Annotated in this window: 13 protein-coding genes and 5 tRNA genes; 11 read left to right on the forward strand and 7 right to left on the reverse strand. The window is 49.4% G+C overall.

Going from position 1 to position 18,808, the window contains the following annotated elements; translation table 11 throughout:
• On the reverse strand, window positions 1-371 hold a 371-nt coding region (locus MHN01_RS04015; RefSeq protein ID WP_239410148.1), incomplete at its 3' end, for a LysR family transcriptional regulator.
• A gap of 132 nt (window positions 372-503) precedes the next feature.
• Between MHN01_RS04015 and ilvC the strand changes: the two genes are divergently transcribed.
• Entirely contained in the window at window positions 504-1,988 is a 1,485-nt protein-coding gene (gene ilvC / locus MHN01_RS04020) for a ketol-acid reductoisomerase (protein WP_239410149.1), read from the forward strand.
• 72 nt (window positions 1,989-2,060) lie between these two features.
• Here the strand turns inward: ilvC and MHN01_RS04025 are convergent, their stop codons facing one another.
• From MHN01_RS04025 to MHN01_RS04040, 4 genes are all read right to left on the reverse strand, one after another.
• Complete coding sequence (locus tag MHN01_RS04025) at window positions 2,061-2,330, reverse strand: accessory factor UbiK family protein (RefSeq protein WP_160658032.1); 270 nt, start codon at window positions 2,328-2,330, stop codon at window positions 2,061-2,063.
• Between the two features lie 129 nt (window positions 2,331-2,459).
• Window positions 2,460-5,576 carry a multidrug efflux RND transporter permease subunit gene (locus MHN01_RS04030; RefSeq protein WP_239410150.1) on the reverse strand — a complete coding sequence of 1,039 codons (3,117 nt, stop codon included), beginning with the start codon at window positions 5,574-5,576 and terminating at the stop codon, window positions 2,460-2,462.
• Window positions 5,577-5,588: 12 nt separating this feature from the next.
• Window positions 5,589-6,695: an efflux RND transporter periplasmic adaptor subunit gene (locus MHN01_RS04035; protein ID WP_239410151.1), complete on the reverse strand. Its 1,107-nt coding sequence runs from the start codon at window positions 6,693-6,695 to the stop codon at window positions 5,589-5,591.
• Between the two features lie 28 nt (window positions 6,696-6,723).
• Window positions 6,724-7,290, reverse strand: a complete 567-nt coding sequence (locus tag MHN01_RS04040) for a TetR/AcrR family transcriptional regulator (protein WP_075763299.1) — start codon at window positions 7,288-7,290, stop codon at window positions 6,724-6,726.
• Between the two features lie 199 nt (window positions 7,291-7,489).
• On the opposite strand from MHN01_RS04040, the gene rep reads away from it, so the two are divergent.
• The gene (rep, locus tag MHN01_RS04045) at window positions 7,490-9,505 is read left to right on the forward strand and encodes a DNA helicase Rep (RefSeq protein WP_239410152.1); all 2,016 of its coding nucleotides are present in this window, start codon (window positions 7,490-7,492) and stop codon (window positions 9,503-9,505) included.
• A gap of 55 nt (window positions 9,506-9,560) precedes the next feature.
• On the opposite strand, the gene MHN01_RS04050 is transcribed toward rep, so the two are convergent.
• On the reverse strand, window positions 9,561-9,971 hold the full coding sequence (locus MHN01_RS04050; RefSeq protein ID WP_239410153.1) for a cytochrome c5 family protein: 411 nt from the start codon (window positions 9,969-9,971) through the stop codon (window positions 9,561-9,563).
• 293 nt (window positions 9,972-10,264) lie between these two features.
• On the opposite strand from MHN01_RS04050, the gene MHN01_RS04055 reads away from it, so the two are divergent.
• The 9 genes from MHN01_RS04055 (at window position 10,265) to MHN01_RS04095 (ending at window position 17,102) form a co-directional block, all read left to right on the forward strand.
• Window positions 10,265-10,341 (forward strand) — tRNA-Arg (locus MHN01_RS04055).
• Window positions 10,342-10,376: 35 nt separating this feature from the next.
• Window positions 10,377-10,452: transfer RNA gene (locus MHN01_RS04060), tRNA-His, on the forward strand.
• A gap of 156 nt (window positions 10,453-10,608) precedes the next feature.
• Window positions 10,609-10,685 (forward strand) — tRNA-Pro (locus tag MHN01_RS04065).
• A gap of 9 nt (window positions 10,686-10,694) precedes the next feature.
• Window positions 10,695-10,770: transfer RNA gene (locus tag MHN01_RS04070), tRNA-His, on the forward strand.
• Between the two features lie 47 nt (window positions 10,771-10,817).
• Window positions 10,818-10,894 (forward strand) — tRNA-Pro (locus tag MHN01_RS04075).
• 794 nt (window positions 10,895-11,688) lie between these two features.
• Entirely contained in the window at window positions 11,689-13,407 is a 1,719-nt protein-coding gene (locus MHN01_RS04080) for an ABC transporter ATP-binding protein (RefSeq protein ID WP_239410154.1), read from the forward strand.
• Between the two features lie 110 nt (window positions 13,408-13,517).
• Window positions 13,518-15,071 carry an ABC transporter substrate-binding protein gene (locus tag MHN01_RS04085; protein ID WP_239410155.1) on the forward strand — a complete coding sequence of 518 codons (1,554 nt, stop codon included), beginning with the start codon at window positions 13,518-13,520 and terminating at the stop codon, window positions 15,069-15,071.
• Between the two features lie 108 nt (window positions 15,072-15,179).
• Entirely contained in the window at window positions 15,180-16,157 is a 978-nt protein-coding gene (locus tag MHN01_RS04090) for an ABC transporter permease (RefSeq protein WP_239410156.1), read from the forward strand.
• A gap of 3 nt (window positions 16,158-16,160) precedes the next feature.
• Window positions 16,161-17,102, forward strand: a complete 942-nt coding sequence (locus MHN01_RS04095; RefSeq protein ID WP_239410157.1) for an ABC transporter permease — start codon at window positions 16,161-16,163, stop codon at window positions 17,100-17,102.
• Between the two features lie 440 nt (window positions 17,103-17,542).
• Here the strand turns inward: MHN01_RS04095 and MHN01_RS04100 are convergent.
• Window positions 17,543-18,808: YjiH family protein (locus MHN01_RS04100; RefSeq protein ID WP_239410158.1), on the reverse strand; the 1,266-nt coding region annotated here is incomplete at its 5' end.

Raw genomic sequence — 18,808 nt, forward strand, 5'->3', positions numbered from 1 at the left:
AGCTGAATCTCGATTTGCGGGTAGAGTTGACGGAACTCGTTGAGAATAGCTGGGAGGTGGCTATAGCTTGCTGTTACAGAGCAAAATAGTTTGAGTTTTCCCTGTAGCTGCTGCTGTTGGTCGCTGAGCTGTGTTTTGAGTTCTAGCCAGCTAGACACAATTTGGGCTGCGACTGGCAATAGTTTTTTTCCGGCAGAGGTTAATTCTACACTACGGTTGTCACGGATAAATAATGTTTGCCCGGTATCATCTTCCAGTCGCTGGATAATGCGGCTTAGCGCTGACGGGCTTATATGCATAGCCTGCGCGGTCTGACTAAAGCTTTTAGAATCACACAGGTGCAGGAAAAATTGCAGGTTCTTGATGTTCATCGTCTATGTTGCACTTTTTACAATGAGTTGTTGTGAATATATCACTTTGCGCAACAAAGTACCTGTTCTACTATCAGGTTATTCGACAGGAAGATGTCGACCCAAGGAACAGAATTCACGGAGTTTGTAGTTATGGCTAATTATTTCAATACCCTAAACCTACGCCAGCAGCTAGATCAGCTTGGCCGTTGTCGTTTTATGGATCGTGCAGAGTTTGCAACAGAAGCCGATTTCCTGAAAGGCAAGAAAGTGGTTATCGTTGGTTGTGGCGCGCAGGGCTTGAACCAAGGTCTGAATATGCGTGATTCAGGTCTGGATGTTGCCTATGCATTACGCCAGGCGGCAATTGATGAGCAGCGCCAGTCGTTTAAGAACGCCAAAGAAAACGGTTTTGAAGTTGATAGCTACGAAAAACTGATCCCGCAAGCTGATCTTGTGGTTAACCTAACGCCAGACAAACAGCACTCAAATGTTGTTGAAACCGTAATGCCGTTGATGAAGCAAGGTGCGGCGTTGGGTTATTCGCATGGCTTCAACATTGTTGAAGAAGGCATGCAGGTTCGTGATGATCTGACTGTTGTGATGGTTGCGCCTAAATGTCCGGGTACCGAAGTTCGTGAAGAGTACAAGCGTGGCTTTGGTGTTCCGACTCTGATTGCTGTTCACCCTGAAAACGATCCGAAAGGTGAAGGCCTAGATATTGCCAAAGCATGGGCTGCGGCAACAGGTGGTCACCGTGCCGGTGTACTTGAGTCTTCGTTTGTTGCCGAAGTGAAGTCGGACCTAATGGGTGAGCAAACCATTCTTTGTGGCATGCTGCAGGCTGGTTCAATCGTCTGCTACGAGAAAATGGTTGCTGAAGGTATCGAGCCTGCCTATGCCGGTAAACTACTGCAGTTTGGCTGGGAGACGATTACCGAAGCCCTGAAGTTCGGTGGCATCACTCATATGATGGATCGCCTGTCTAACCCGGCGAAAGTGAAAGCGTACGAGCTGTCTGAAGAGCTTAAAGAGCTAATGCGTCCGCTTTACAACAAGCACATGGATGACATCATTACCGGCCATTTCTCTAGCACTATGATGGCGGATTGGGCCAATGATGATGCCAACCTGCTGGGCTGGCGTGCCGAGACGGCTGAAACCGCTTTTGAAAACTACCCTGACTCGGATCTGCAGATTGCAGAGCAGGAGTACTTTGATAATGGTATCCTGATGGTTGCTATGGTTCGTGCCGGTGTTGAGCTTGCCTTTGAGGCGATGACAGCCTCAGGCATTATCGAAGAGTCGGCCTATTATGAATCTCTGCATGAGCTGCCGTTGATTGCGAACACTATCGCACGTAAACGCCTGTATGAGATGAATGTTGTTATCTCTGATACAGCAGAATACGGTAACTACCTGTTCGCCAATGTTGCCACTCCATTACTACGCGAGAAGTTCATGCCTTCGGTAGGTACTGATGTGATTGGTAAAGGTCTGGGCGAAACCAGCAATCAGGTTGATAACCAGAAACTGATTGATGTGAATGAAGCAGTACGTAGTCACCCGGTTGAGTGGGTTGGACAGGAATTACGCGGCTACATGACAGACATGAAACGCATTGCAGTCGGTGGTTAATTCCAGCTAGATAAATAAAAAGCCCGGCACATTTGCCGGGCTTTTTGTTACTTGTTTAATAGTGACGGTAGATTACGCGTCGCTATCTTGCTTGTTGTCAGCCAGCTTTGTTTCCAGCTCGCCCATCTTCTGTTCCAGCTCAGTAAGCTTCTGGCGGGTGCGCAAAAGAACCTGAGTCTGAACATCAAACTCCTCGCGGCTAACAACGTCTAGTTTACCAAGCTGAGCCTGAATCACCTGACGAACTTTCTGTTCTACATCGTTGCCTAGCTCTTTGACTGGCTGAGGCATTGACTCGTGGATCTGCTTGGCAACCTGCTCAAGCTTTTTTGGATCAAACATAGCTGAGTTAACTCCGTAACGGCTTTTAATCTGTTGCGGTTATTTTATTCAAATATGGTCGGGTTGTCGTCGTTCAATCATAAATTAAAAAAGGCCGCATAAAGCGGCCTTGTTATTTACCTGATTAGCTTAGCAGTCACGAGCTTTCAAAGCATTGCGTGCTTCGTCAGCCCGTTTCAGCTTTTCCAGATCCTTGTCCTCGACAAAGATTGGCAGCGGCTTGTGGATACTTGCCAAGTAAGTGTAGATCACCGGCAGTACGAACAAGGTAAAGAGCGTACCAATAGCCAGGCCAGATACGATAACGATACCAATACTAAAGCGCTGCGCGGCACCGGCACCCGTCGCATAGAGCAATGGGATCAGACCCGCGATCATCGCCGCTGTTGTCATCAGGATAGGACGCAGACGAACCTTCGCCGCTTCCATCACTGCTGCCATGCGATCTTTCTGGTGATGAAGCTGTTCTTCTTTGGCAACCTCACAGATAAGAATACCGTGTTTGGTGATCAAACCAATCAGGGTGATCAGACCAACCTGCGAGTAGATATTCATTGAAGCCGCTCCCCAAGACAGGGCGATCAATGCACCACAGATAGCCAGCGGTACCGAGACCAGAATAACCAGCGGATCGCGCAATGACTCGAACTGAATCGCCAGAACCAGGAAGATGATTGCCAGTGCCAGGGCAAAGGTCATGTACAGGGCATTACCTTCGGTAACGAACTGACGAGCCTCACCCATGAAGTCATACTGGTAGCCTGACGGAAGCTGGCTTGCAGCATCTGTCTGGAACCAGTTAATCGCCGTACCCATCGCTGTCCCCGGTGCTGGGACCGCTCCAATGGTTGCAGAGTTCAGCTGGTTGAAGTGTGGCAGCGAACGAGGTTCTGCAACGACATCAATGGTGATCAGGCTACCCAGCGGAATGGCGTTACCGTCAGCAGCACGTACGTAGTAACCATTAATCGATTCAGGGTTCAGGCGGTACTTACGTTCAACCTGAGGGATCACCTCGTAAGAGCGGCCATTGAGGTCGATACGGTTGACATAACCATCGGCCATCATGGTACTCAGGGTAATACCGATATCCTGCATCGTCACACCGTAAGCGCCGGCTTTATCTTTGTCGATATGGATTTTCATCGTTGCCGAGTCGTAGTTCAGATCGAGATCGGAATAGACGAACATCGGGTTGGCATTCACATCGGCCAGGATATCAGTAGCAACCTGGAATAGGCTTTCGAACTGGTTTGGCGTCGTGATGACGAACTGAATCGGCAGACCAGAGCCCGCACCCGGCAGTTCCGGCATCTGGAATGCCGTGACAGCCATTTCAGGAATGTCCTTAACCAAGTTAGTGACACGATCTACAACTTCTGCCTGGCTTGCCTCACGCTCACTCCAAGGTACCATGGATGCAATACCGAAGGCCTGGTTGGAGCTTGGTACCCCGGAGAATACCTGGGCATAGGCCACTTCAGGCTGCTCAGACAGGAGCTTGTTGACCTTGGCCATGGTGTTGTCGATGTAATCCAGGTTGGCATTGGACGGTGATGTACCCATCATCATCAATACGCCCTTATCTTCCGATGGCGCCAGTTCACTTGGGATGAACTTAAACAACATCGGCAGGGAGCCAAATACAATAACCGCAAAGACAATAACCACAGGACGCATGTTCATCACGCCGCCAAGCATTTTCTCGTAGCGGTTGGTCATGCGATCCAGGAAGTTATGCACAGACGTTTCAAACTTGCTCGGCTTCTCATTAGCCTTGAGCATTTTTGAACACATCATCGGCGATAGCGTCAATGCCACAATACCGGAAACGAATACCGCGCCAGCCAGGGTCAGGGCAAACTCTTTGAACAGTGAGCCAGTGATCCCGCCCATCATCGCGATAGGTGCATATACCGCACCCAGCGTCAGGGTCATGGCTATAACCGGAACGGCAATTTCACGGGTACCGATAATTGCAGCCCTAAACGGTGATTCGCCCAGCTTGAGGTGACGGTCGACGTTTTCCAGTACAACGATGGCATCATCAACAACCAGGCCGATGGCCAGTACCATTGCCAGCAGGGTCATCAGGTTCCAGGAGAAACCGAAGCTCTGCATAACCATGGCGACACCAATCAAAGACAATGGAATGGTGACGATCGGAATAATAACGGCACGGAACGACCCCAGGAACAGGGTGATTACCACTAATACGATCAGAGCCGCTTCTGCGATAGTCTTGATAACTTCGTTGATTGACTCATTGATAGCGATGGTGGAGTCGTACATCACGTTCATTGAGATATTTTCAGGCATGTTGCGTTTTAGCTCAGGCAACAGCTCAAGAATATCGGCGGCGATGTTGATTGGGTTGGCACTCGGTGCGGCGTTGATAGCGGCAACGACGGCTTCTTCACCGTTTGCCGATGCACGGTAGACATCATGGCTCTTTTCTAGCGTGACTTTGGCGATGTCACCCAGACGGATCACCTGGCCTTCCTTGGTTGAAACAACCAATTTCTCCAGATCGTCGGTATTGGATACCTGGGTGTCTGCCGTACCGTTGTACAGGACAAACTCACCGACAGCCTGACCGGTTGCCGACTGGTAGTTGTTGGCATTCAACACGTTCATCACATCGGTTGCCGTCAAGTTGTATGCCGCCATTTTGGCCGGATCCAACCAGACACGCAGGGCATATTTCATCCCGCCGTAGAGATCGACTTTAGAAACACCGTTTACCGTGAAGAACTGCGGGTTGATCACGCGCTCCAGGTAGTCGGTGATCTGGCTGGACGCCAGCTCGTCACTGGTAAAGCCGATATACATTACCGCCGTCGTCGAACCTGTCGACATGGTTACTGTCGGGTCTTCGGCTTCTTTCGGTAGCTGGGAGCGCACCGAGTTGGTTTTAGCCAGAATATCCGCCAATGCCGCATTCGGATCGGTGTTGAGCTTCATGGTCACCGTAATGGTGGACGAGCCCAGCACCGATGACGAGGTCATGAAGTCGATATTGTCAGCCTGGGCAATGGCCTGTTCCAAAGGCTGGGTGATAAAGCCCTGGATCAGATCGGCACTGGCCCCATAATAGCTGGTTGACACCGTTACCACGGTGTTGGTCATGTCCGGGTATTCTCGCACCTGCATCTTGAAGATGGCTTGCAGGCCGAGCAGGGCGATCAGAAAGCTGATCGACACCGCCAGAACAGGACGTTTAATAAAAACATCAGTAAAACGCATTAATCCTCCGGATTACAGCATTGGTGTTTCTGCTGGCGCTTCGAGTGCATTGCTTTCGACAATACGCACCTTCGCGTCATTACTCAGGCGAACCTGACCGGATGTGACAACAGTGTCACCGGCTTTGACGCCATCAAGGATATGTACGACCTCGCCTTTGCGCTCACCGACTTTAACCACTGACTGACGGACTCGTAGATCGCCCTTGTCATCTTTGCCAACTAAGTAGACGTTGTCACCGTATAGCGTAAAGGTGATGGCTGTCTGTGGCAGCGTGATTTGGTCTTCCAGTGTTGGCAAAATAATGTGGGCACGGGCAAACATACCGCTGCGTAGCTGGCCTTCATTGTTTGGAATATCAGCCTGAACCTGTACCAGACCGCTTTGATAGTTAACGGCTGGCTCGATTGCACTAATCTTGCCGCTGAACGGTGTTTCAGGATAGGCGTCGACAAAAATCTCGATGTCCTGGCCTAGGTGGATATCCGAGATATCTGTTTGCGGCACAGTAAAGCGCAATTTCATCAGCGTGGTATCTTCCAGGCGGACAATGTCATCACCTGGTTGGATGTACTGGCCAAGGAAAACATTACGCAGGCCGACGACACCATCAAATGGAGCTTTGATTGTACGGCGGTCAATGGTCGCCTTCAGGCTTTCAATGTCAGCTGACAGCGAGAAGTAAGACGCTTCGGCATCATCATAGGCTTCTTTAGAAATAGACCCTTTCTGATATAGCCCCTGGTAACGAGCATACTTGGCTTTTGCTGCCGGCAGGCGAGCCTCAGAGCTCTTCAGGTTGGCAATTTCAACATCCGAGTCAAGGCTGACCAGAGGCTGGTCTGTTTTGACTGTCGAACCTGATTCGAAATCAATTTTGTTAATCACGCCCGAGGTTTCAGTTGTGATTGTGACCCCCTGGTTTGGCTCGATGAAACCAATGGCTTCAATTGCCGGTACCCAGTTGGTTGATTGAGTTTCTACAATCGTTACAGGAAATTCAGGCTCAGGCATGTTAGCCATGTACTGTGCTATCATCTTCTGCTTGTACAGATTGAAACCAATCACACTACCGAACAGCAGAAGTGCGAGAAGTAGCATCACTATCCATTTTTTCATTTTATGGTGTGCTCCGGAATTGCTAATGTTAATGCTGTGTTATGGCATCCCAACACGCTTCGAGTGCAGCATCTCGTGCATCGTCGCTAACGTTGAAAACACCGTTTACATGTTTGCGAGCCAGGCAAGCACTTGGCTCAAGGCTTAAAACACTTAAAATTTCATTATCGAGTTGTTTGAACTGGCCACCGGCTTTTCCTTCATCAAACAGTTGGTTGACCTTGGCAAAGAGCTTTTGTTCCAACTGGTGCTGTTCCTGTCCCTGACGCCTTGGCAGATTTTCAAACTGACCACGGTTGATCAGCGGGGCATCTCCCTGGTTTGCCATGTTCCAAATATTCAACCACATGGTACGGAAGCGATTTTTCAGAGGCATTTCATCTGACACGTTCTGAGTAATTTTGTTCGCCACGTGAGTTAAAATATGGTCATGAAGCTGGTGGAGTAAGTCGTCTTTATCCTCGAAGTAGCGATAAATTGTCCCCGCCGCGACACCTGCTTCCTTGGCCACCATCTGCATGGATATACCGTGAAAGCCATATACTGCCAGCAACTTTTCTGTTGCCTGCAATATGCGTGTTTTCTTATCACTCATAAAAGTCACAAATGTAAAAAAAGGTAATGAATGAATGTTCATTCATTATTTTATTGAGCATTGTTCATTGTGCAAGTGTTTTCTTAATAAGAAGACGGTATCCGCCATGAATATTCGGGGTCGAATAGACATGTGGCAGGAACTCGCTACAATGCGCCTGCTGACCTCTAGATGATCAAAAACGACATAGGATACGCTGATGAAACTGAACCCAAGGCAAACCGAAGCAGTAAATTACGTCGCCGGGCCGTGTTTAGTGCTGGCTGGTGCCGGATCGGGTAAAACCCGGGTGATTACCAACAAGATCGCGTATCTGGTTCAGCATTGTGACTATAAGGCACGAAATATTGCGGCGTTGACCTTTACCAACAAGGCGGCGCGCGAAATGAAAGAGCGGGTCGGGCAGACCCTGGGTCGCCAGGAGGCCAAAGGGCTGATGGTGTCTACCTTCCATACCCTGGGGCTCAATATTATTCGCCGTGAATACAAAGCTCTGGGTTTGAAGGCAAGTTTTTCCCTGTTTGATGATCAGGACCAGATGGCCTTGCTCAAGGAGCTGACCGAGGCCGAAATTGACGGCGACAAGGACTTGCTTAAGCAGTTGCTGTCGACAATTTCCAACTGGAAAAATGACATGCTGTCACCTGGCGAGGCGATGGCCTATGCCAAGACAGAAAAAGATCAGCTCTTTGCCCACTGCTATGACATGTACCAGAAGCAGATGAAGGCCTACAACGCGTTAGATTTCGATGATCTGATTTTGATGCCGGTACTGTTATTGCGGGATAACCAGGAAGTACGCCAGCGCTGGCAGAACCGAATTCGCTACCTGCTGGTGGATGAGTATCAAGATACCAATACCAGTCAGTACCTGTTTGTGAAGTTGCTGGTGGGCGAGCGTTCACGATTTACCGTGGTGGGCGATGATGACCAGTCGATCTATTCCTGGCGTGGTGCCCAGCCGGAAAACCTCGGCTTGCTGAATAAAGATTTCCCGTCATTACGGGTGATTAAGCTGGAGCAGAACTACCGTTCGACCAGCCGAATTCTGCGTACCGCCAATATTTTGATAGCCAATAACCCTCACCTATTCGAGAAGACGCTGTTTTCGGAGATCCCCGACGGCGAGCTGCTCAAGGTGATCACCGCCAAGAACGAAGATCACGAGGCGGAAAGGGTAGTGGGTGAATTGATTGCCCATCGCTTTTTGAACAATACCGGTTATAAGGACTATGCGATTCTGTACCGGGGTAACCACCAGTCAAGGCTGTTTGAAAAAGCCCTTATGCAAAACCGGATCCCCTACAAGATATCGGGAGGCACTTCTTTTTTCTCGCGCGCCGAGATCAAAGACATCATGGCGTATCTGCGTCTGTTGACCAACCTCGATGATGACAATGCCTTTTTGCGGATTGTGAATACTCCGCGACGGGAAATTGGGCCGGTGACACTGGAGAAACTCGGTACCTACGCCAATATGCGAGGGAAAAGTCTGTTCGCTGCGAGTTTTGAGTTGGGGTTGGAGCAGCACCTGAGCGGTCGAGGGCTAGAGTCGTTGCAGCGCTTTACCCGCTGGGTGGTTGAGCTGTCCGATAATGCCGAACGCGGTGATACGGTTGCGGCAGTTCGTCAGCTGGTGCGTGATATCAATTATGAAGACTGGCTGTATGAAACGTCGGCGAGTCCAAAGGCGGCCGAGATGCGAATGAAAAACGTGTCGGATCTCTATAGCTGGATCACCGCCGACCTAGAAGGCGATAACTACGATCAGGAAGTGAAAACCCTGAAAGAGGTGGTACAGAGGTTGACACTGCGCGACATGATGGAGCGTGGCGAAGATGACGATGATGCTGATCAGGTACAGCTGATGACCTTGCATGCCTCAAAGGGGCTTGAGTTTCCGTATGTTTACCTGATTGGTACCGAAGAAGGAATTTTGCCTCACCAGAGCAGCATTGACGAAGACAATGTCGAGGAAGAGCGCCGCTTGGCTTATGTTGGTATAACCCGTGCCCAAAAAGAGCTGACCTTCACCTTATGTAAGGAACGCAGACAGTTCGGCGAGCTACTGAAGCCCGAGCCGAGCCGGTTCTTGTATGAACTCCCTCAGGATGATTTGGATTGGGAGACGGAAAGAAAGCCGGTTACCCAGCAGGAGCGAATGCAAAAAGGGCAGGCGCATATTGCCAACATCCGGGCCATGTTTAAGAAGTAAAGATAAAAAAAAGGGTTGATGCCAATGCATCAACCCTTTTTATTTTAAGACCGTCTTATAGGCCTTCAATCATGTGGTCGATGGCGGCAATGATTTCGTCATCGCTACAATCCATACATGAGCCTTTGGCTGGCATTGCATTGAAGCCGTTGATGGCGTTATCAGCCAGTACATCGTTACCCTTGGCAAGACGGGCTTCCCAATCGGCAGCATCACCTTTCTTCGGCGCACCCATTACACCGGCACCATGACAGGCAACACAAAACGTGCCATAAACGGTATCACCACTGCGCGGGCCAGCGGCTACGGCAGGGCCTGCGGGCGCATCTCCTTCAAGGTATACCGAGCCAACAGGCTGAATTCGTTCCGCAATAGCTTCGTCTGACATATCGGCTGCCACGGCAGAGCCGGCAAAAGTAATTGCTGCTACTGCGGCTACCATTAGTTGTCGAAGAGATAATTCCATTGAGCTCACCTTACACTTCCAGATTCTTATATGCGATTGCCACAGTCGTATTGCATGAGTTGTTGTTAATCGTACTGTTGAGACAAGGCAGTGATTATTTACAGATTGTTTAAAATGTAAAAACTACGTGATTATATCCCCTAAATTTACTGTGATAAACCGGGGGGCTGTATTTGTATGATACTAATCAACAGATATTTGCTTATATTTACAGCGAACGAGAAAAAAATTAAAAAAAAGACTAGACGAGGGGCAGCGTGATCCGTAATATTCACCTCCGCCGATAGGGCAAGGCGCCCGTAGCTCAGCTGGATAGAGCGTTGGCCTCCGGAGCCAAAGGTCGAAGGTTCGAATCCTTTCGGGCGCGCCATTCCGGTTTTAAGAAATATTGGCAGCAACATTTTGGTGGCTATAGCTCAGTTGGTAGAGTCCCGGATTGTGATTCCGGTTGTCGCGAGTTCAAGTCTCGTTAGCCACCCCATATTACACAGGTATTGATTATAATATCAGTATCTAAGGGTAAACCCCTTGAAGAATTAAGTCGTTGAATTGCCTAGTTTGATAGCGCATCACGGCTCTTGGAATAGCGGACTAGAGGGTGAACCTCTTGGCACAAAACCAAGTAAAAGAATTTTGTCGGTGAATAGCGCAGTTTGGTAGCGCATCTGGTTTGGGACCAGAGGGTCGGGGGTTCGAATCCCTCTTCACCGACCACTTACAATGGTGGCTATAGCTCAGTTGGTAGAGTCCCGGATTGTGATTCCGGTTGTCGCGAGTTCAAGTCTCGTTAGCCACCCCATTTTTCAGGTAATGTTATCATTTCCTTGGCATGAGCCTAAAATTGCTCGGTGAATAGCGCAGTTTGGTAGCGCATCTGGTTTGGGACCAGAGGGTCGGGGGTTCGAATCCCTCTTCACCGACCACCATTCGAAACCCCAGTCGTCAGACTGGGGTTTTTTGTATTTGCAGATCCGTGTTTGAGAATGGGGCGCAGCCGCTCGGGTACGGAAGGCCGACCCGTCCGAATCCTCTTCACCCAACACCATTCGCACCCAGCCGCGTCGAATTCCTTTTCACCAGTCATTCATCGAGTGACTGGTCACCGATCTTTGTTCGCTTTCAGTCGAATCTGACAAGCCGTATTGCTCATAATTATAAACTGAGTGAATGAGTCGGCTGCCCCTTGCTGTCTATTAGTAAAGCTATCTTGACGTTTTTATAAAAAACGCACTTAGCTGACGATCAAATCTTCCAATTTCTCTTAGCGTGATCTGCTGCAAAGTTTGTCTATCTGCAGTTATCTGTTTTACAAATTGTTACTTAATCCATCGTTACCACTAAAAAGGTAGAGTTTTACAGATTTTTGTTTATATATTGTTAAAGGTGCGGGTTTTTGCGTGTGAGAAATTATTCATCATACCCTGTAGTGATGGTATAGCTTATAACGATAATTCCAGCGTGATGTGCTGATAAACAAAGCGCTCACTGGCTATGAGGATGACTGATTAAACTTGCTTTGTTTGCTTTTTGAACGTGATATAATGATTAATTATTCGAAAATTATTCATTTCTGCAGTTTTTCAGCTTGTTTTGTTGATTTTCTGTGAAATTTTTGCCAAATTGACTGCTTAACATGTATTCAGCAATTTGTGCTGGAAATGAAAGGATTCAATTTTTCAGACAGGGCAGAACGCTGCCAAGCAGTTGGGGTCTGGTAATGGCATTATTAGAAGTTAAAAATCTCCGCATTGAATATCCATCTCGTCATGGTGTTCATGCCGCAGTGAAATCACTGTCGTTCTCGATTGAGCGCGGTGAAATCGTCGGTGTGGTGGGAGAATCAGGCGCAGGTAAATCCACAGTCGGTAATGCTGTGATTGATCTGCTGAGCCCGCCGGGACAAATCGCCAGTGGCGATGTGTATCTCGACGGTGAAAAAGTGTCAGGTTTAACGCCTGAACAGATGAGAAAAGTGCGTGGGTCGAAAATTGGTTTTATCTTCCAGGATCCGATGACATCACTGAACCCTCTGTTTACGGTCGAACAGCAACTGACAGAAACGATCATCACCAATTTACAGGTGAGTCAGGAAGAAGCCTATACTCGTGCTCTGGGTTTAATGGAGCAAGTAGGTATTCCTCAGCCTGAACTGCGGATCAAGCAGTATCCCCATCAGTTCTCCGGCGGCATGCGTCAGCGAGTGGTGATTGCGATTGCACTGGCGGGTGAGCCTGATCTGATCATTGCCGATGAGCCTACCACGGCACTGGATGTTTCGATTCAGGACCAAATTCTGAACCTTATCCGTGAGCTCTGTGTTAAGAAAAACGTCGGCTGTATGCTGGTTACTCATGATATGGGGGTTGTTTCCAATGTGACGGATCGGGTTGCGGTAATGTACCGTGGCGATCTGGTTGAAATTGGTGCGACCGAGCAGGTGTTAGGCCGTCCGAATCATCCCTATACCCAGAGCCTCATCTCTGCGGTACCGCGCTCTGATGTTAAGCTGAAGCGCTTCCCGCTGGTCAGCTACATTGAAGAAGCGCAGGAAATGACCCAGCTGGACGTCAAGAACCACTGGCTGGGCCAGAGTGAAGATCAGCGCAGCTATAACGGTGCCTTGTTGCAGGTTGAAAATGTTAATTTGCGTTTTATCACCAAGAACTCTTTCTTTGAAAGTCGCCGTGAATATGTTCAGGCGTCTAATAATGTCAGCTTTGAAATCTTCGAAGGTGAAACATTTGGCTTGGTTGGCGAGTCCGGTTCCGGTAAGTCGACCATTGCCCGGGTGATCGCCGGCCTGTATCCGCCAAACTCAGGCAAGGTGGTGTTCGAAGGTATTGACCTTACCGCTCTGAAGAGCGAGGCCGAGCGCCGTCCGCTGCGTCGCCAGATGCAGATGGTATTCCAGAACCCGTATACCTCGATGAACCCGCGGATGAAGATTTTCGACATCATTGCCGAGCCGATTCGCTTCCATAACCTGACGGAAAACGAAGCGCAGACCCGTCAAATCGTGAATGATTTGCTGGATCATGTGGGATTGGGCCGAGCTTCGGGAGTGAAATATCCGCACGAATTCTCCGGTGGCCAGCGCCAGCGTATTTCTATCGCCCGTGCTCTGGCAACCCGCCCGCGTCTGCTGATTTGTGATGAACCGACATCGGCACTGGATGTATCGGTACAGGCACAGATTCTGAACCTGTTAAAAGATCTGCAGGATGAACTGAACCTTACCATGCTGTTTATCAGCCACGATTTGCCGGTGATCCGCCAGATGTGTGACCGCATCGGTGTGATGCAAATGGGCACACTGCTGGAAGTCTCGCCGACCGAGCAGCTGTTTACCGCACCACAGCATGAGTACAGCAAACAACTTATCTCGCTGATGCCAGAGTTTAAGGGCATGAGCCAAGAAGGATTGAAGTTAGCTTAACCCTCTGCCGCCATCGCCTGAGACGCGGTGGCAGGGGCTGGTATATAGAACCAATAACAAGCAAACACAACGGCAAGGGAGTTATCTCCCCCGCATAAAGGAGCTATGCAATGAAAACCATCAAGACCAAGCTGGCAGTCGCTTTAATGGCCGCAGGCCTGAGTTTTAGTGCAGCAGCAGCTGACATCAAAGTTGGCTATAGTGCTGACCCTGTATCACTGGATCCGCATGAGCAGCTTTCCGGTGGCACACTGCAACTGTCCCATATGGTATTTGATCCCTTGGTACGTTTTACCCAAGAGATGGATTTTGAGCCGCGTCTGGCTGAAAGCTGGGAGCGTATCGATGACACCACTTTCCGTTTTAAGCTTCGTGAAGGTGTGAAGTTCCATTCTGGCAATGTCATGACTGCAGATGATGTGGTATGGACATTCAATCGTCTGAAGAGCTCACCAGACTTTAAAGCGATCTTCGAACCGTATACTGAGCTTAAGAAAGTTAACGATTACACGATCGATTTGATATCTTCCGGTCCTTACCCGCTGGTACTGCAGACTGCAACTTACATTTTCCCGATGGACAGCAAGTTCTATACCGGTAAAACAAAAGACGGCAGAGATAAAGCTGAACTAGTTAAGCACGGTAACTCTTTTGCTTCCACCAATCTATCCGGTACCGGTCCTTTTATCGTTACAGCCCGTGAGCAGGGTGTGAAGGTTGAGTTTGAGCGTTTTGCCGATTATTGGGACAAAGAATCCAAAGGTAATGTTGATAAGCTGACCTTGCTACCAATCAAAGAAGATGCCACTCGTGTTGCTGCGCTGCTTTCTGGCGGTGTAGATATGATTCATCCGGTTGCCCCGAATGATCATAAACGCGTTAAGAGTGCAGACGGTATCGATTTGGTGACTTTGCCTGGTACTCGTATTATCACTTTCCAGATGAACCAGAGCAGCAACGAAGCACTGAAAGATGTACGTGTCCGTCAGGCGATTGTGCATGCGATCAATAACGAAGGCATCGTGAAGAAAATCATGAAAGGCTTCGCGACAGCGGCTGGTCAGCAGGGACCTTCTGGTTACGCGGGCTACAGTGAAGAGCTGGTTCCACGCTACGATCTGAAAAAAGCCAAGCAGTTGATGAAAGAAGCCGGTTATGAGAAAGGCTTCAAGCTGACCATGATGGCACCGAACAACCGTTACGTGAATGACGCCAAGGTGGCACAGGCTGCTGCGGCGATGCTGTCAAAAATTGGCATCAAGGTAGATCTGAAGACGTTGCCAAAAGCGCAATACTGGCCAGAGTTTGATGTGTGTGCGGCTGACATGATGATGATTGGTTGGCACTCGGACACTGAGGACTCAGCGAACTTCTCAGAGTTCCTGACGATGACGCGTAATGAGGAAACCGGTAAAGGTCAGTACAACTGTGGCCACTATTCTAATGCAGAGGTTGATAAGCTGGTTACAGCGTCTAACGTAGAAACTGATCCGGCCAAGCGTGCTGCGATCCTGCAGAAAGTGGAAGCAACGCTGTACAACGAGGCGGCGTTTGTCCCTCTACACTGGCAGAGTGAAGCATGGGGTGCTAAGTCAAACGTTCATGCTGCCGACATCGTTAACCCGATGGTAATGCCATATTTCGGTGATCTTGTTGTCGACTAACGACTTGTTATAAGACGTTATGTCACCAAGAAATCAAGCAATAAAGTAAGCTGAGTGCCGGAAAGGGTTTTCCGGCACTGATTTTCAGGATGATAAAAGGGGCAAGGAATGTTTACGTTTCTGGTCAAGCGCCTGTTTCAGGCACTGATAGTGATGTTTGTGATCAGTCTGGTGGCGTTTGCCATTCAGGATAACCTGGGTGACCCATTGCGGGAGCTGGTGGGCCAGTCGGTATCAGAAGCTGAACGTCAACAACTACGTGATGAGTTGGGTTTGAACGACCCGTTTGTAGCCAAATACAGCCGTTTTCTCGGCAATGCCATCCAGGGAGACTTAGGAACATCCTACTTCTTTAAGCGCCCGGCAGTAGACGTTATTCTCGACAAACTGGTCGCAACGCTGGAGCTGGTTTTCGGGGCAACGTTAATCATTATAGTGGTGTCGATACCACTCGGGGTTTATTCCGCTATCCACCCCAATAGTCTGTTTACCAAAGTGGTGATGGCTTTCAGTAGTATCGGGATCTCGATCCCTGTGTTCCTGACAGCGATCATGCTGATGTATGTATTTTCGATTGAACTTGGCTGGCTACCTTCTTTCGGTCGAGGGGACACCTATAACCTGCTTGGCTGGGAGTCGGGCTTCTTTACCCTAGACGGACTTCGCCACCTCGTGTTGCCTTGTGTGGCTCTTGCATCAATCATGCTGCCGCTGTTTATCCGTCTGGTCCGCTCGGAAATGCTGGAAGTTCTGAGTTCGGAATACATCAAGTTTGCCAAGGCCAAGGGCCTGGCGATGAATAAAATTTATTATCAGCACGCGCTTAAAAATACCATGCTACCGGTGCTGACGGTAGGCGGCGTGCAGATAGGTACCATGGTGGCCTATACCATTTTGACCGAAACGGTGTTCCAGTGGCCGGGTACCGGCTTCTTATTCCTCGAAGCGATTAACCGTGTTGATACCCCGCTGATCACCGCATACGTTATTTTTGTTGGCCTGATCTTCGTAGTCACCAACACCATTGTTGACCTGCTGTATGGTTTGGTTAACCCGACTGTCAATCTGACTGGCAAAGGAGAGTAAGTCATGAGTAGTACGACAGTAGCAGCGCCGAGCCGTTGGGAACGATTCAAGAAATCGGATATTTTGTATTATTTCCTCAAAGACAAGGTGGCAATGTTCAGCTTTGCCGTGTTTTTGGTATTTGTGGTCTCGGCGGTGCTGGCACCTTGGGTAGCACCGACTAACCCGTACGATCTGTCTACCATTGATATTATGGACTCCGAGTTGCCGCCTTCATGGATGGAAGAGGGCGATAGCCGCTTCTTGTTGGGGACGGATGATCAGGGCCGGGATATATTCTCGACCATGCTTTACGGCTCACGTTTATCGTTGACTATCGGCCTGCTGGCGGTTGGTCTGCAGCTGATTCTCGGTGTCGTCATAGGCCTGAGCGCCGGTTATTTTGGTGGCCGTGTCGATAGCTTCCTGATGCGTTTTGCGGATGTACAGCTGTCGTTCTCGACCATGATGGTGGCTATCATTGTTTCGGCTATCTTCCGTACTGCACTCGGTGCCGAGCTATTCGCCCAGTATGCGGTGGTCATGCTGGTGGTGATTATCGGGGTGGCTGAATGGCCGCAGTATGCACGCACAGTGCGAGCCTCGGTACTGGCCGAGAAGAAGAAAGAGTATGTCGAGGCTGCACGCGTGATGGGCTTTAAGGCGCCTCGTATCATGTTCCGTCATATTCTACCGAACTGTCTGTCTCCAATTCTGGTTATTTCGACCGTACAGGTGGCGAATGCCATTATGTCCGAAGCTGCCCTGTCTTTCCTCGGACTGGGTCTGCCAGTTGATCAGCCGTCACTCGGCTCGTTGATCAGCATCGGCTTTAACTATATCTTCTCGGGTTCATGGTGGATCACTGCCTTCCCTGGTCTGGTACTGGTGACTCTGGTACTGGTTATCAACTTGCTGGGTGACTGGCTACGAGATGTCTTTAACCCGAAGATTTACAAAGGGTAACCGACAGGTGTGTGAGAAAGCGGCCAACAGGCCGCTTTTTTTATGTCTGACGATAACGCCGAGGGTAAGCCAACCGCCATTCATTACTTTTGTGTCCCCGCTTAATATTCGCCAAGGCCAAGCTCCTCGCTCTATAAGAACGAGCACACAGTAGACTGATATCAGTGAGAAAGGCTTATCAGCGGGAAAGGCATAAAGGTGAAGAGTTATAGGGGGTTATTTGTGGACACAGGAAGACGCTTTAATAGAGCAACTGATAACGTCATGAAGATAAGTGAACGGCTGCCCTTGAGAAGGAGCGTATCGTTTGCTGAGGTCGAGGTTTTGATACTGATGTACTGGTATGGGGTGCGATGCTGAGGGAGTTGCAGGAGCTGGTAAAGAGGCAATAAAAAACCAGCTGCGGACAGCTGGTTTTTTATATGAAGGATAACTATCGGTTAAAAGAACAAGTGTCCCATCAGTGCGATGACCGGTAGGGTGACGATAGTACGTAGGATGAAGATCATGAACAGTTCCCATGGTTTAACCGGAATTTTACTGCCGATCAGCAGGGCACCGATTTCCGACATATAAATCAGCTGAGTAACAGACATTGCAGCAATGACGAAGCGAGTCAGATCGCTTTCAATGCCTGAAGCCAGAATCGATGGCAGGAACATATCGGCAAAACCAACCACAATGGTCTCGGAAGCTGCTGTTGCTTCAGGAATTTGCAGTAGCTCCAGGAACGGAATAAACGGCAGTCCGAGGATGCTGAATACTGGTGTATTTTCAGCGATCACCAGTGCGACAGTACCGATTGCCATTACCACTGGCAGCACACCGAAAATCATATCCACAGCATTTTTCACGCCTTCTGTGATGACATGACGCAGACTTTTAACTTCAGCGGCTTTGTTGAGAGCCTGCTCCAGGCCAAAGCTCACAACCGTCTTACCTGCCGGAACGGCTTCGTAGTCTTCGGTAAGATCGGTACCATCGATGTACTTGTCTTTCTTCCAGGATAGCGGCGGTAGGCGAGGCACAATAACCGCAGCAGCCAGGCCTGCCAGACAAACGGTCAGGTAGAACGGGGCAAACATATGCTCCAGGTTAACCTGAGCGATAACCACCAGGCTGAACGTGATAGATACGGCAGTGAATGTGGTACCGATCACGGCAGCTTCACGTTCGGTGTAGATTTTGCTCTCGTATTGCTTGCTGGTCATCAGTACGCCGACGCTACCGTCACCCAGCCAAGAGGCAATACAGTTAACGGCAGAGCGTCCCGGCAGATTGAAGAGCGGACGCATGATACGGGTAAACAGCGCACCGACGAACTCAAGCAGGCCGAAGTTCAGCAGAAGCGGCAATAGCAGGCCAGCGAACAGGAATACCGAAAAGAGAACAGGTAGCAAGTCATTGAGTACCAGGCCGCCTGTCGCACCATCATGGATCATTTCAGGACCAATGCCAAAGAAGGTCATCACAACGAATACGGCACCCATTTGCTGGACAACAAACCATGGCAGTGTCGGATTGAGCAGGCCGCTCAAAAAGCTGTTTTCGGTGATCGCACGCGGCTTGAAGAGTTTGGTCAAAATGGCAGCCCCTGCGGTCAGGGAGATCACGAATGTCACGATAGCTGTCAGCATACCGTCAAACAGTGCCTGAACGGATTTGGCCAATACCGCAATAGGAATAGTAAGCGTGTCCTGATATTC

The sequence above is a fragment of the Photobacterium sp. OFAV2-7 genome, from assembly GCF_022347985.1.
Taxonomy (GTDB): Bacteria; Pseudomonadota; Gammaproteobacteria; order Enterobacterales; family Vibrionaceae; genus Photobacterium.